Here is a 13,430-nt window from a genome sequence, read left to right as displayed (position 1 = left end):
AGTTCCCCCATGACCGTTTCGGTGTCGATCCCGACCATCCTGCGCACCCACACCGGCGGCGAGAAGCGTGTCTCGGCCTCCGGTGACACGCTGCAGGCCGTCATCGCCGATCTCGAGGCGAACTACTCGGGTATCTCGGACCGGCTCGTCGACCCCGCGAACCAGGGCAAGCTGCACCGGTTCGTCAACATCTACGTCAACGACGAGGACGTCCGTTTCTCCGGCGGACTGGACACGGCGATCTCCGACGGCGACACCGTGACCATCCTGCCGGCCGTCGCGGGCGGCTGAGCGCCTCCCGTGGCCCGTTTCGACTCACTGCTCAGCGCGCTCGGCGGCACCCCGCTCGTCGGGTTGCCCCGGCTCTCGCCCCGATGGGACGACGGGGAGGACGGTTCGCCGCACGTCCGGCTCTGGGCGAAGCTGGAGGACCGCAACCCGACCGGCTCCATCAAGGACCGGCCCGCGCTGCGGATGATCGAGGACGCCGAACGCGAGGGACGACTGCAGCCCGGTGCGACCATTCTGGAGCCCACCAGTGGCAACACCGGGATCTCGTTGGCGATGGCCGCGTTGCTCAAGGGCTACCAGATGATCTGCGTGATGCCCGAGAACACCTCGATCGAGCGCAGGCAGATCCTGGAGCTCTACGGCGCCCGGATCATCTACTCGGCGGCCGAGGGCGGCTCGAACACCGCGGTCGCGCACGCCAAAGAGCTTGCGGCCCATAACCCGTCGTGGGTGATGCTCTACCAATACGGCAACCCGTCCAACGCCGCCGCCCACTATGACGGCACCGGGCCGGAGCTGGTCGCCGACCTGCCCGAGATCACCCACTTCGTCGCGGGCCTGGGTACGACCGGGACGCTGATGGGCACCGGGCGGTATCTACGCGAGCACGTCCCGGGCGTGCAGATCGTCGCGGCAGAACCGCGCTACGGCGAGGGCGTGTACGCGCTGCGCAACATCGACGAGGGCTTCATCCCGGAGCTGTACGACCCCGACGTTCTGACCACCCGGTTCGCGGTGGGCTCCTATGACGCGGTGAAACGCACCCGTGAGCTGGTGCAGGTGGAGGGCATCTTCGCCGGCATCTCGACGGGGGCGATCCTGCACGCGGCGCTGGGGATGGGCGCCAAAGCCATGAAGGCCGGCGAGCGCGCCGACATCGCGTTCACCGTGTGTGACGCGGGCTGGAAGTATCTGTCGACCGGCGCGTACGCCGGTAGCCTGGACGACGCGGAGGACGCGCTGGAAGGGCAACTTTGGGCATGACGAACACCGGTGGGTTCTCCGCGCTTCCCGCGCAGCCGAAGAAGCGTCCCGCGTGGTTGGTGGGCGGGCTCACCATCCTGTCGTTCGTCGCCCTGCTCTACGTCATCGAGGCCTACGACTCGGTCACCGGACATCGCCTCGACAGCAACGGGATCCGGCCGCTGGAGAGCGACGGGCTGAGCGGAATCCTGTTCGCCCCGCTGCTGCACTCGAACTGGGAACACCTGATCGCGAACACCGGCCCGGCGCTGGTGCTGGGTTTCCTGATGACGCTGGCCGGGCTGTCCCGCTTCCTGTTCGCGACGGCGATCATCTGGATCGCCGGCGGCCTGGGCACGTGGCTGATCGGCAACCTCGGCGCGCCCAGCTACAACGGCGTGGCCGTCGAGACCAACCACATCGGCGCGTCCGGGCTGATCTTCGGCTGGCTGACGTTCCTGATCGTCTTCGGGTTCTTCACCCGCAAGGTGTGGGAGATCGTCATCGGCGTGGTGGTGCTGTTCATCTACGGCAGCATCCTGCTCGGCGTGCTGCCCGGGACCTTCGGCGTGTCCTGGCAGGGGCACCTGTGCGGCGCGGTCGCCGGCGTCCTCGCCGCGTACCTGTTGTCCGGCCCGGAACGCAAGACGCGGGCGCTCCGGCGGCCGGTCCGACCGCCGTCGCTGAACACATGACGACCGACGCCTCGCGCCCGATCGGCATCTTCGACTCGGGCGTGGGCGGGCTGACGGTCGCGCGCGCGGTGATCGACCAGCTCCCCGACGAGGACATCCTTTATGTCGGCGACACCGGCAACGGTCCCTACGGTCCGCTGACGATCCCCGAGATCCGCGCACACGCGCTCGCCATCGGTGACGACCTCGCCGGGCGCGGCGTCAAGGCACTCGTCATCGCGTGCAACTCGGCGTCGTCGGCCTGTCTGCGCGACGCCCGGGAGCGGTACGCGCCCATCCCGGTCGTCGAGGTGATCCTGCCCGCGGTGCGGCGGGCCGTCGCGGCCACCCGCAACGGCCGGATCGGCGTGATCGGGACCGCGGCGACGATCGCCTCCGGCGCCTATCAGGACACCTTCGCGGCGGCCCGCGACATCGAGGTGTTCGGCGTCGCGTGCCCTCGCTTCGTGGACTTCGTCGAGCGCGGCGTCACCAGCGGGCGTCAGGTCCTCGGACTCGCCGAGGGGTATCTGGAACCGCTGCAGCGCGCCGAGGTCGACACCCTGGTGCTCGGCTGCACGCACTATCCGATGCTGTCGGGCCTGATCCAGCTCGCGATGGGGGACCACGTGACGTTGGTGTCCAGTGCCGAGGAGACGGCCAAGGATCTGCTGCGGGTGCTCAGCGAACGTGAGTTGCTGAAACCGCACGGCGAGGGCTCGTCTGCACCGGCGCGCCGGCAGTTCGAGGCAACGGGTGATCCCGAGGCGTTCACCGCTCTCGCGGCGCGATTTCTCGGACCCACGCTCGACGGCGTCAGGCCTGTTCAGCGTCACGCCGAGAGCCGATCATGACGTTCCTCGCCGAATGCGGCGATGTTTTCTTCACGCCGATCCCGGGCATGGCAAGCTAGTGAGCGTGCGAATCACCGTACTCGGTTGCTCCGGCAGTGTGGTCGGTCCTGATTCGCCCGCGTCCGGATATCTGGTGACCGCGCCCGACACCCCGCCCCTGGTTCTCGACTTCGGCGGCGGCGTCCTCGGCGCCCTGCAGCGGCATGCCGATCCCAACGCGGTGCACGTGCTGCTGTCGCACCTGCACGCCGATCACTGCCTGGATTTGCCCGGGCTATTCGTGTGGCGGCGTTACCACCCGACCCCGGCTCCGGAGCGTGGCGTCGTCTACGGCCCGGCGAACACCTGGGCCCGTCTGGGGGCCGCCTCGTCCCCCGAGGGCGGCGAGATCGACGACTTCACCGACATCTTCGACATCCGGCACTGGGTCGACAACCAGCCCGTCGAGATCGGTGCTCTGACGGTGCGGCCCCGCCTGGTGTGCCATCCCACCGAGTCCTACGGCATGCGCATCACCGACCCGTCGGGCGCCACCCTCGTCTACAGCGGCGACACCGGGTACTGCGACGCGCTCATCGACCTGGCGCGCGACGCCGACGTCTTCCTGTGCGAAGCCTCCTGGACCCACTCGCCGTCTCGGCCGCCGCGCCTGCACCTGTCGGGTACCGAGGCCGGTCGCGCCGCCGCGCGCGCCGGGGTCGGCGAACTGCTGCTGACCCACATCCCGCCGTGGACGTCGCGCGAGGACGTCATCAGCGAGGCCAAGGCCGAGTTCGACGGACCCGTGCATGCGGTGGTCTGCAACGAGACGTTCGAGGTCTCCCGGTCCTGAGCCGCGATCTTGCCGCCGGGGCGTCGGCGTGACCCGATAGGGTTGGCGCGTGTCCAGACGAGAAGACGGCCGGCTCGACGACGAATTGCGCCCGGTCACCCTCACCCGTGGTTTCACCACTCATCCGGCGGGCTCGGTCCTGGTGGAGTTCGGTCAGACGCGCGTGATGTGCACGGCCTCCGTCACCGAGGGCGTCCCGCGCTGGCGCAAGGGATCGGGTCAGGGCTGGCTCACCGCCGAGTATGCGATGCTGCCGGCGGCCACCCACGACCGGTCGGACCGCGAATCTGTCAAGGGCCGGGTCGGCGGTCGCACTCAGGAGATCAGTCGCCTCGTGGGCCGCTCGCTGCGTGCCTGCATCGACCTCGGCGCGCTGGGGGAGAACACCATCGCGATCGACTGCGATGTCCTGCAGGCCGACGGCGGAACCCGCACGGCCGCGATCACCGGCGCCTACGTCGCCCTCTCGGACGCGGTCACCTACCTCGCGGCGGCGGGCAAGCTGTCGGATCCCCGGCCGCTGTCCTGCGCGATCGCCGCGGTGAGCGTCGGCGTCGTGGACGGCCGTATCCGGGTCGACCTGCCGTATACCGAGGACTCGCGCGCCGAGGTCGACATGAACGTCGTCGCCACGGACACGGGCACGCTCGTCGAGATCCAGGGCACCGGCGAAGGCGCCACCTTTCCGCGGTCCACGCTCGACAAGATGCTCGACGCGGCGATGGCGGCCTGCGATCAGCTCTTCGAGATCCAGCGCACCGCCCTCGAACTGCCCTACCCCGGCAAGCTGCCCGAATCCGGCGAGCCCGCGAAGAAAGCGTTCGGAAGCTGACCGACCTGCTCGTTGCCACCCGCAACCTCAAGAAGCTCGCCGAGTTGCGGCGCGTCCTCGACGCCGCCGGCCTGACGGGTCTGACCCTGCGGTCGCTCGACGACGTGCCCCCGTTCGACGAGGCACCCGAGACCGGTGCCACGTTCGAGGAGAACGCGCTGGCCAAGGCCCGGGATGCGTTCGCCGCGACAGGATTGCCGGCGGTGGCCGATGACTCCGGCCTGGAGGTCGACGCGCTCAACGGGATGCCTGGGGTGCTGAGCGCACGCTGGTCGGGCCGTCACGGTGACGACCCCGCCAACACGGCACTGCTGCTCGGTCAGCTGCGCGACATCCCCGAGGAACGGCGTGGTGCGGCGTTCGTCTCGGCGTGCGCCCTCGTCTACGGGCCGTCGGAGTCGCAGAGTGACGTGGTCCGCGGCGAGTGGGCCGGCAGCATCGTGCACGAACCCCGGGGCGACGGCGGCTTCGGCTACGACCCGGTGTTCCTGCCGACCGGATCGGATCGGACGGCGGCCGAGCTCAGTCCCGAGGAGAAGGACGCGTCCTCGCATCGCGGCAGGGCGCTGGCGGCGCTGCTGCCGTCGTTGCGCGCTCTGGTCTGAGGCCTCGTCACGCGGTGCAGCACCCAGGCCACCGGGATGGTGACGAGCAGCGTCGCCGCGATCAGGCCCGGCATGGAACCGGTGAACAAGGGCCAACCGAGCACCAGGTGCATCGTCAGCGCCATGACCACCACGTGGACCAGGAAGATTTCGTACGAGATCTCACCGAGCCACACCATCGGCCGGCTGGCCAGCAATCGCGCGTAGCGATCGCGGCCGCCGAGCGCAATCGGAGCGAGGGCCAGCGTCGCGATCGCGGCATACAGCACGGACTTCGCCACCGGCGTCCATGCCGGATCGGCCCCCGCGAGGGTGCCGCCCGCCGACGTCGAGACGGTGAGGTACAGCGCCAGCGCGACCGGTAACGCGATGCGCGCGGCGCAGCGTGCGCCGACGGTCTCCAGGACCGCCAGCGCCATCCCGCCCGCGAACCAGATGAGGTGGGCGGGCAACCACATGCCGGCAGAGTTCGGCAGGACGTCGCCGACTCCGACGCCGAGGATCCAGAGCGGGGAGATCGCGGCGAGCAGGGCGATGCCGAGCAGCAGTCGCCCAGGTAGCCAACGGCCACGGCACAGCACCTGCAGGAGCAGTGCTGCGAGCGCAGGCAGGACGAGGTAGAACGACACTTCGACCGCAAGGCTCCACATCTGCGACAGCCCGGGATGCAACATCGTGGCCAGGTAGTCCTGGGAGTAGATGTGCGTGAACGTGAGATGGCGGAACAGTCCCGCCCAGGACTGCCCCGGGTTCGGACCCGGCGCGAACACGGTGTAGGTCTCGAACGCCGCGATCACGGTCACCACGTAGGCGGGAACGATGCGTCGGAACCGGTGGCGTCCGTAGCGCCGCAACGACGGCGGGCGGTCACCCGCGGCCGCCGCCCGCACCCACGGACGGAACAGGAGGAAGCCCGACAGCGCGAAGAAGATCGCGACACCGATCTCGAGACGGGCGTACATCGCACCGAGGTAACCGTGGGACAGGTACCCGGTCGCGAATGCGGCATGGGTGCCGACGACCAGGAGTGCGGCGACGGCTCGCAATCCGGTGAAGGCGGGATCTCGGGGCGGCGTGGTGCGCTCTGGGCTCGCCGGGGCGGCGCCGCAGCGCACGCCGAGGCTGGCTGACATCGGCTTCGAGTGTATCGACGAGATGCCGGCCAGAGCCCGGGCGCAGGCCCGGCTCTCAGATGTTGAACTGGGCCTTGATGTTCTGCGTCTGGAAGTGCTCCACGATGATGCCGACCAGGGGGATCGTGCCGGCCAGCAGTACTCCGACGGTCTTGGCGATGGGCCAGCGCACCTTGACGGCGAGGTTCGCCGTGAACAGCAGGTAGACGAAGTACACCCAGCCGTGCACGACTGCGATCCACCCCAGTGAGTCATCGTTGAAGGCGTACTTCATCACCATCTCGTAGCAGAGGGCGATGAGCCAGAGCCCTGTCGCCCAGGCCAGAACCCGGTAGCCGGTCAGGGCCTTGCGCAATGATTCGACGGGGGTGATGGGGGCCGGGGATTGGGGTGCGGTCACGTACCGGTTCCTGTCGCTCTGTGGTCGTCGGTGTCAGCTCGGGCCAATTCGGCCAGGTAGGCGTTGTACTCGCGCAGTGTGAGATCGGCATCCGCGGAAAGAGCCTCCGAAGACCCTGCTGCGCTTGGCCTTTCGGGGAGCAACCCGGCGGGGATCTCGGTGACGGCGTCCTGCGGGTGGGGCTCCGGCGGGGCGTCTTCGTAGCGGACGTACTTGAAGTACGCATAGAAGCAGAACCCGGCGAACAGGGGCCACTGCATCGCATAGCCGAGATTCTGGAAGTCTCCGGATGTCGACTCGTAGCGGGTCCACTGCCACCAGGCCAGCGCCAGGCAGCCCGCGGCAGCCGCGATCACCAAAAGGATGAGCGCCGGCCTCCTACGCCGCGTAGTGGACATCCGTCAACGGTACCGCGCCGACCGGCAGGTGTTGCGTCCATGGCCCGGCACACTCGGCGTGAACGTCCGGCCCACCCGACGCGGACGATGCACCGACCGTCACCGCCAATCCATCGGGGGTCTCCGGGGAGCCGGGATTGATACGATCGCACCCGTTGCGGGCGTGGCGAAATGGCAGACGCGCGGTCTTTAGGTGTCCGTGTTCGAAAGAGCGTGGGGGTTCGAATCCCCCCGCCCGCACAGAGCGGGGACCCGATGGTGCTGTCCCGCGGCGCATGTCGCGGTGACCGGCCTCAAAACCTCAACGCCGAACCGGGGAACGCGGCGAGCGTCGTCGCTGCGAGGTAGCGGGCAGCGCTCGTCGCGACGAGCGCATCCCCCGCGACGAGCGGATTGTTGGCGACGAACGTACGGATGTGGTCGATGACGTCGCCGACGAGTTGGCCCGCGGACGGGCTGACGGGTACTGCGAACCGTCTGGCCCGTTGGCCACACCGGCTCTCGGCGTCCTGCGTCGCCATGGCTTCCAGCATCGACGGGTCGAAGGACACGAGGTCGCACCGTGCGTGGCTCATGGTGCCGGTCAAGGGGACACCGTCGCTGAGGATCGCCACCAGATCGCCGCGGACGAACGACTTCTGGTGCTCGCCCTCGCCGAACGCGATGCTCCCCGCTCGAATTCGGCACAGGACGATCCCCCGGGGCGCATCGAGATCGACGCGGATGTGTGACGTGATGTCGGCATCGTCGAGCGTCATGGGGCCCACCCGGGTGCGCCAGATGCGGATCCATGCGGTTTCAGGTGATGCGCGGGTGATCCGCATCGGTCCGTACTCGGTCGCGAGGATCGCCGCCGCTTCGTCGGGGTCGGACGTGTTCACGAGATAGGCGCCGGCAAGGTCCATGCGACTCTCTTCCGGTCTGGGGCTCGGATGAGTGCAGATCGGGCGGCGTTGGCGCACGGTTCGCGAGGACGGGGTCCACACACCGGACGCGCCACACCGCACCGGCTCCATGTTCAACCGCGGCAGTATTGACGACGCCGTAATACTACGCACAGCTAACAATATCGAGCTATGTCGAGACGGGCAGCGATATCGAATGTTTATCCGATCGGGCGCAAGTTGGGCTACGGAGTAGCCCTGCAGTCCGCACCCATTGTCCGGGATAAAGCGTAGCCGACAGCGGCATCAGCAATGCCGTTGCGTACGCAACAACTGTCGGCGACGATGCAGTGTGAGATGCGTCTACACCGGTGCTTCCGCGGTCGCCGGCGCGGTCTCAGTGGCTTCGGTCTTGAAGCAGAGGATGCTGGCGGCGAAGCTCACCAGGGCAATGGCGCCCGCGAACGCGGCGATCAGCACTTCCGACAGCCCCCAGCTCGCCAGTGCGAAAGCCAGGGAGATGATCGCAGTGATGATCAGAAAGAGCCCGGTGGTGGCGACGGTCTCGTTGAACGGATCGTCGGAGCTGGGGGTGCCTTCGGCCATCTCGGCCATGGGTTCTCCTTCTGGGCAAAGCGACGGTCAGCCAGGTATTTACCCCGAGGTAGATCTGTGAAACCTCGTTCACCTCGCCGGGTGGGCAGTGAACTCCGTCACGGAACGTGAGGTGGCGTGCTCGCCGCCGGACCCGGTGGGAGACCTTCGCAACGATGGCGACTAAATCCACCACAGACGGGGGACCCTTCACTTCATGGCCGACCTGAAGTTCCTGGATTTGCACGGTGACCGTGTCGCGTACCGCGACGTCGGCTCGGGTGACGAGACCCTGCTGCTCCTCCACGGGATGGCGGGTAGCTCCGACACTTGGCGGGCCGTCCTTCCACAGCTGTCGAAGCGGTATCGCGTGATCGCTCCCGACCTTCTCGGACACGGGCAATCGGCGAAGCCGCGCGGCGACTATTCGCTCGGCGCTTTCGCGGTGTGGTTGCGGGATCTTCTCGACGAACTGGGTGTCTCGCACGTGACGGTGGTGGGTCAATCGCTGGGCGGTGGGGTGGCGATGCAATTCGTCTACCAGCATCCGGACTACTGCCAGCGGCTGGTGCTCATCAGCAGCGGCGGACTCGGTCAGGATGTCGGCTGGACGCTGCGCCTGTTGTCAGCTCCCGGGGCCGAACTGCTGATGCCGGTGATCGCGCCGCCGCCGGTGGTGCGGATCGGCAACAGGCTGCGCGGCTGGCTGTCCTCGGCCAACATCCAGTCCCCGCGGGGCGCGGAGATGTGGAGCGCTTACGCGTCGCTGTCCGACGGGCAGACCCGGAGCGCCTTCCTCCGTACCCTGCGTTCCGTCGTCGACTACCGCGGACAGGCGGTCAGCGCGCTGAACCGGCTGCACCTGACCACCGAGCTGCCGCTCCTGGTCATCTGGGGCGATCACGACCACATCATCCCCGTCGAGCACGGCTACGCGCTCGCCGACGCCCGACCCGGGTGCCGGCTCGAGGTGCTTCCCGGCGTCGGGCACTTCCCGCACGTCGAGACGCCCAACGACGTCGTCGACCTCTTGGACGACTTCATTTCGACGACCACCAATCCCGCGAAAACCTCGGGCGTGGACACACCGACCGTCTGACCGGGCTCATCGCTTCCTGACCGACAGACCATTGCGTTCGGCCAGCGATCGGAGCTGCTTGAGCGCGAACTGACGGTTTCGGCCCCCTTCGGGGAGCACGATGCCGGCCCACAGTCCGACGGCGCCCGGTGTCACGCACGCTTCCCGCGCGCACTGCCACCGGCGAGGGCATGCCCGGCACAGCGCTTTGGCGCCGTCGTCGGCCGTGGTGATCCAGCGATCGGGGTCGCGCGTGCAGGGCGCGGTCCACGCTTCGTCGTCGACAGATAGCGGATACATGGCACCCCTTCCCTTCCGCCAGCAACGATACGCTTGTATTGTAGCGGACAATACAAGCGTATTGTCGAGCGCGTCTGGGAGGGACGTTGTCTAACGTGGCCAGTGTGGTGTCTGAGCAAGGCCGGTCCAGCGCGGAAGAACCGCGCACCATCGAGCGGATCCGCGTGGCGGCGTTGCGAAGCTTCGGTGAACACGGCGCGGCCGCCACGACGATGCGCGGGGTCGCCGCCGCCGCCGGAGTTTCGCTGGGGCTGGTGCAACACCACTTCGCCACCAAGGCCGGACTGATCGAGGCCGTCGACGACTACGTCATGCAGCTGCTCGTCACCACGATGGCCCAGCCCATCCCCGAACCGCCCGTCGACTCCGTCGCCGAGATCGGCCGACGGGTCACCCGGATCCTGTCCGAGCAACCCGACGTCGCCGCGTATGTGGGGCGTGCGCTCGCCGACGGCAGCCCCATCGGCAAGCGACTCTTCGACAATCTGCTCGAAGTCGGTATCGCACGGTGGCAGCAACGTATCGAGCGGGGCGAGGTGCGTGCCGACATCGACGTGATGTGGGCCGCCATCAACGGCCTGGTGCTCGCTCTGGGCGCGATCAGCCTGCGGCCGCACCTCGACCGGCATCTGTCGGAACCGTTCATCTCGCCGGGGCAGCTCGAGCGATGGCAGAACTCCGTCGACACGTTGCTGCGCGAGGGACTCTTCCGCCGGCCGATCGGCGAGTGACGCTCAGTCGGGTGCCCCCGCGACCCTCTTGCGGTAGGCCGACGGTGTCTCGCCGCAGAAGGCGGTGAACGCCCGGGTGAACGAGCTGACGCTGTCGAACCCGACGGCGGTGGCGGTCTCCTGCACCGCTTGCGTAGGCGCGGCCAGCAGGGCCATCGCCCGCAACATGCGTGCGTGGAGCAGGTAGGTCCGCCACGGCAGGCCGAGCGTCTCGGCGAACAGGCGCCGCAGCGTGCGCTCCGACACCGAGACCGCGCGGCTGACCTCATCGGAGGTGACGGTGTCCAGGTGTCGCTTCGTGTAGTCCATCGCCGCGGCGACGATCGGATGGTCGGAGGTCGGCAGACTCAGCGGCGCCTCGTGATCGAGGGCATCGCACACGAGTGCCGCCAGCGTCCGGAAGAAGCCGTCGGACATGTCGTCGCCGCTGGGCCGGTCGATCGGCCACCGCAGCGCGTAGATCATCATCTCCCGGATCAGCGGGGAGACGGCCAGGATGCGGGCACGGTCACCGCCGTCGGCGATCAGGGTGCTGTCGAACATCACCGCGACGGTCTTGACGTCCGGATTCATCACCGCCTGGTGTTCGAGCCCGGCCGGTATCCACGCCGCCTGCTGGGGTGGCAGGAGGTAGTGCGCCGAATCGGTCTCGACCTCGACCACACCATGCAGGGCGTACTCGATCTGGTGTACCTCGTGCGAGTGCCACCCGGTGATCAGCGCATCGCCTTCGTAGAGGTAGCTGCCACCAAGCGCCTCACCGCCCCGGCGCAGTTCGATCACGCGCCGGCGGGGGGTGTCGGTGATGTTGGCCGGTACGGACAAGACTCTGTCCGAAGACGCGGAGACGGTCACGCCTCGAGACGGTACTACTGAGAGGTATGAACGTCGACGACCTGATTCTGGTGAGCATTGACGACCATGTGGTGGAGCCGCCGGACATGTTCCTGCGGCACGTCCCGGCCAAGTACAAGGAGGAGGCGCCCATCGTCGTCACCGACGACAAGGGCGTCGACCAGTGGATGTACCAGGGCCGCCCCCAGGGTGTGAGCGGGTTGAACGCCGTGGTGTCCTGGCCGGCCGAGGAGTGGGGCCGCGACCCTGCGGGGTTCGCCGAGATGCGTCCCGGCGTCTACGACGTCCACGAGCGCGTCCGCGACATGAACCGCAACGGAATCCTCGCCTCGATGTGCTTCCCGACCTTCACCGGCTTCTCCGCGCGCCACCTCAACATGCACCGCGAAGAGGTCACGCTGGTCATGGTGTCGGCCTACAACGACTGGCACATCGACGAGTGGGCCGGCTCCTACCCCGACCGCTTCATTCCGATCGCCGTGCTGCCGACCTGGAACCCGGAGGCCATGTGCAAGGAGATCCGCCGCGTGGCCGCCAAGGGTTGCCGCGCGGTGACGATGCCGGAACTGCCGCACCTGGAAGGACTTCCGAGCTACCACGACGACGAGTACTGGGGCCCGGTCTTCCGCACCCTGTCCGAGGAGAACGTGGTGATGTGCCTGCACATCGGCACGGGCTTCGGCGCGATCAGCATGGCGCCCAACGCTCCGATCGACAACTTGATCATCCTGGCGACCCAGGTCTCGGCGATGTGCGCGCAGGATCTGCTGTGGGGCCCGGCGATGCGCAACTACCCGGATCTGAAGTTCGCGTTCTCCGAGGGTGGGATCGGCTGGATCCCCTTCTATCTGGACCGCAGCGACCGGCACTACACCAATCAGAAGTGGCTGCGCCGCGACTTCGGGGACAAGCTGCCCTCGGATGTCTTCCGTGAGCATTCGCTGGCCTGCTACGTCACCGACAAGACGTCGCTGAAGCTGCGTCACGAGATCGGCATCGACATCATCGCCTGGGAGTGCGACTACCCGCATTCGGACTGCTTCTGGCCGGACGCTCCCGAGCAGGTGCTGGCCGAGCTGAACGCCGCGGGCGCCGACGACTCGGACATCAACAAGATCACCTGGGAGAACTCCTGCAGGTTCTTCGGCTGGGACCCGTTCAAGCTGACTCCGAAGGAGCAGGCGACGGCAGGCACTCTGCGCGTCAAGGGCGCCGACGTCGACGTGTCGATCCGGCCACGCGCGGAATGGGCGCGGCTCTACGACGAAAAGCAGTTCGCCCAAGCCTGATTCGTCAGCCCGCGACCGTCATTGCGCGAACATGCCGGCGATGACGGTCCGGGTGATCGACGCCGCACGGCGCGGGTCGTACGTGCGCCCCTCGCTGAGGATGGCATAGACGATGCCGCCGACGATCGCGTCCGCGGCATCGCGGGCGGGTTCCTCGCCAAAACCGGCGGAAGCGAACCGGTTCCGCACGGTCGCGTGCAGGGGAGTGGTGAAACCCGCATGCAGTCGCGTCGCGGTTTCCGGGTGTTCGGTGCCCGCGATGGTGAGAATCCGCAACATCGCATTGCCGCGTGCGGTCGTCAGGGTGGTGGCGAGCGCGGTCGACCACGCGCACACATCGGCGGTCAGGTCGGTCCCGGCGGCGATGGGTCGCAGGATCTTGTCGGCGTCTTCGAGGATGACGTCGGCCACCAGGGCGTGCCTGCTGGGCCACCAGCGGTAGATCGTCTGCTTCCCGACACCGGCGCGCGCGGCGACCGCCTCGATGGTGAGCCGGTCGAAACCGCGCTCCATGAGCAGCTTTCGGGTCGCCCCGACGATGGCGGTGCGCGACTTCTCACTGCGCCGCCGCGAGGGCGCAGCATCTCGGCCCACGACATCGGGGGCCTGCGGGGCGTCGCCGCCCGGCTTTACACGCTGGGACATCGACCGTAGTGTGCCACAAGACGAGACGTAGCGTCTCGTTTGAGGGTTTCCGAGCGCGGTCTGGAGTCGGTG

17 protein-coding genes, 1 tRNA gene and 1 pseudogene are annotated in these 13,430 nt (G+C 68.0%); 11 read left to right on the top strand and 8 right to left on the bottom strand.

What is annotated here, in order from left to right; genetic code table 11:
• The first annotated feature begins 9 nt into the window (after nucleotides 1-9).
• The 7 genes from FHR72_RS17200 to rdgB are packed head-to-tail and all read left to right on the top strand — an operon-like array spanning nucleotide 10 to nucleotide 5,051.
• Nucleotides 10-291 carry a MoaD/ThiS family protein gene (locus FHR72_RS17200; protein ID WP_183470182.1) on the top strand — a complete coding sequence of 94 codons (282 nt, stop codon included), beginning with the start codon at nucleotides 10-12 and terminating at the stop codon, nucleotides 289-291.
• Between the two features lie 9 nt (nucleotides 292-300).
• Nucleotides 301-1,275: a cysteine synthase gene (locus FHR72_RS17195; RefSeq protein WP_183470180.1), complete on the top strand. Its 975-nt coding sequence runs from the start codon at nucleotides 301-303 to the stop codon at nucleotides 1,273-1,275.
• Nucleotides 1,272-1,949: a rhomboid family protein gene (locus FHR72_RS17190; protein ID WP_183470178.1), complete on the top strand. Its 678-nt coding sequence runs from the start codon at nucleotides 1,272-1,274 to the stop codon at nucleotides 1,947-1,949. The genes FHR72_RS17195 and FHR72_RS17190 overlap by 4 nt, the downstream gene beginning before the upstream one ends.
• A complete protein-coding gene (gene murI, locus FHR72_RS17185; protein WP_183470176.1) occupies nucleotides 1,946-2,782 on the top strand; it encodes a glutamate racemase in 837 nt (278 codons plus the stop codon). Before FHR72_RS17190 ends, murI begins: the two co-directional genes overlap by 4 nt.
• Nucleotides 2,783-2,840: 58 nt before the next feature.
• On the top strand, nucleotides 2,841-3,614 hold the full coding sequence (locus FHR72_RS17180; RefSeq protein ID WP_183470174.1) for a cyclic nucleotide-degrading phosphodiesterase: 774 nt from the start codon (nucleotides 2,841-2,843) through the stop codon (nucleotides 3,612-3,614).
• A 49-nt stretch (nucleotides 3,615-3,663) separates the two neighbouring features.
• Nucleotides 3,664-4,446, top strand: a complete 783-nt coding sequence (gene rph / locus FHR72_RS17175) for a ribonuclease PH (protein ID WP_183470172.1) — start codon at nucleotides 3,664-3,666, stop codon at nucleotides 4,444-4,446.
• Nucleotides 4,443-5,051 carry an RdgB/HAM1 family non-canonical purine NTP pyrophosphatase gene (rdgB, locus tag FHR72_RS17170; protein ID WP_183470264.1) on the top strand — a complete coding sequence of 203 codons (609 nt, stop codon included), beginning with the start codon at nucleotides 4,443-4,445 and terminating at the stop codon, nucleotides 5,049-5,051. Before rph ends, rdgB begins: the two co-directional genes overlap by 4 nt.
• 26 nt (nucleotides 5,052-5,077) lie before the next feature.
• Here the strand turns inward: rdgB and FHR72_RS17165 are convergent.
• The 3 genes and pseudogenes from FHR72_RS17165 to FHR72_RS17155 all read right to left on the bottom strand — a co-directional run.
• Nucleotides 5,078-6,184 (bottom strand): annotated as a pseudogene (locus FHR72_RS17165) (acyltransferase family protein); the annotation flags it as partial.
• Between the two features lie 55 nt (nucleotides 6,185-6,239).
• The gene (locus tag FHR72_RS17160; protein ID WP_183470170.1) at nucleotides 6,240-6,584 is read right to left on the bottom strand and encodes a DUF3817 domain-containing protein; all 345 of its coding nucleotides are present in this window, start codon (nucleotides 6,582-6,584) and stop codon (nucleotides 6,240-6,242) included.
• Nucleotides 6,581-6,982: a hypothetical protein gene (locus tag FHR72_RS17155; RefSeq protein ID WP_183470168.1), complete on the bottom strand. Its 402-nt coding sequence runs from the start codon at nucleotides 6,980-6,982 to the stop codon at nucleotides 6,581-6,583. Before FHR72_RS17155 ends, FHR72_RS17160 begins: the two co-directional genes overlap by 4 nt.
• Before the next feature lie 157 nt (nucleotides 6,983-7,139).
• Here FHR72_RS17155 and FHR72_RS17150 point away from each other — a divergent pair.
• Nucleotides 7,140-7,222, top strand: a tRNA-Leu gene (locus tag FHR72_RS17150).
• Nucleotides 7,223-7,275: 53 nt separating this feature from the next.
• Here FHR72_RS17150 and FHR72_RS17145 read toward each other — a convergent pair.
• Nucleotides 7,276-7,887: a hypothetical protein gene (locus FHR72_RS17145; RefSeq protein ID WP_183470165.1), complete on the bottom strand. Its 612-nt coding sequence runs from the start codon at nucleotides 7,885-7,887 to the stop codon at nucleotides 7,276-7,278.
• 342 nt (nucleotides 7,888-8,229) lie between these two features.
• The gene (locus FHR72_RS17140; protein WP_183470163.1) at nucleotides 8,230-8,481 is read right to left on the bottom strand and encodes a hypothetical protein; all 252 of its coding nucleotides are present in this window, start codon (nucleotides 8,479-8,481) and stop codon (nucleotides 8,230-8,232) included.
• A 196-nt stretch (nucleotides 8,482-8,677) separates the two neighbouring features.
• Between FHR72_RS17140 and FHR72_RS17135 the strand changes: the two genes are divergently transcribed.
• Nucleotides 8,678-9,559: an alpha/beta fold hydrolase gene (locus FHR72_RS17135; protein ID WP_183470161.1), complete on the top strand. Its 882-nt coding sequence runs from the start codon at nucleotides 8,678-8,680 to the stop codon at nucleotides 9,557-9,559.
• 6 nt (nucleotides 9,560-9,565) lie between these two features.
• Here the strand turns inward: FHR72_RS17135 and FHR72_RS17130 are convergent, their stop codons facing one another.
• Nucleotides 9,566-9,838, bottom strand: a complete 273-nt coding sequence (locus tag FHR72_RS17130) for a WhiB family transcriptional regulator (RefSeq protein ID WP_183470159.1) — start codon at nucleotides 9,836-9,838, stop codon at nucleotides 9,566-9,568.
• 95 nt (nucleotides 9,839-9,933) lie between these two features.
• Between FHR72_RS17130 and FHR72_RS17125 the strand changes: the two genes are divergently transcribed.
• Nucleotides 9,934-10,569, top strand: a complete 636-nt coding sequence (locus tag FHR72_RS17125; protein ID WP_183470157.1) for a TetR/AcrR family transcriptional regulator — start codon at nucleotides 9,934-9,936, stop codon at nucleotides 10,567-10,569.
• Nucleotides 10,570-10,572: 3 nt separating this feature from the next.
• On the opposite strand, the gene FHR72_RS17120 is transcribed toward FHR72_RS17125, so the two are convergent.
• Nucleotides 10,573-11,424, bottom strand: coding sequence for an AraC family transcriptional regulator (locus FHR72_RS17120; RefSeq protein ID WP_183470155.1), 852 nt, complete (start codon nucleotides 11,422-11,424; stop codon nucleotides 10,573-10,575).
• Nucleotides 11,425-11,450: 26 nt separating this feature from the next.
• On the opposite strand from FHR72_RS17120, the gene FHR72_RS17115 reads away from it, so the two are divergent.
• Nucleotides 11,451-12,713: an amidohydrolase family protein gene (locus FHR72_RS17115; protein WP_183470153.1), complete on the top strand. Its 1,263-nt coding sequence runs from the start codon at nucleotides 11,451-11,453 to the stop codon at nucleotides 12,711-12,713.
• 18 nt (nucleotides 12,714-12,731) lie between these two features.
• Here the strand turns inward: FHR72_RS17115 and FHR72_RS17110 are convergent, their stop codons facing one another.
• Entirely contained in the window at nucleotides 12,732-13,358 is a 627-nt protein-coding gene (locus FHR72_RS17110; RefSeq protein ID WP_183470150.1) for a TetR/AcrR family transcriptional regulator, read from the bottom strand.
• Nucleotides 13,359-13,430: the final 72 nt, after the last annotated feature.

The organism is Mycolicibacterium iranicum (genome assembly GCF_014190915.1).
Lineage (GTDB): Bacteria > Actinomycetota > Actinomycetes > Mycobacteriales > Mycobacteriaceae > Mycobacterium > Mycobacterium iranicum_B.
The sequence above is the reverse complement of the archived record's forward strand: the minus strand, read 5'-3'. Positions and strand labels throughout refer to the sequence as shown.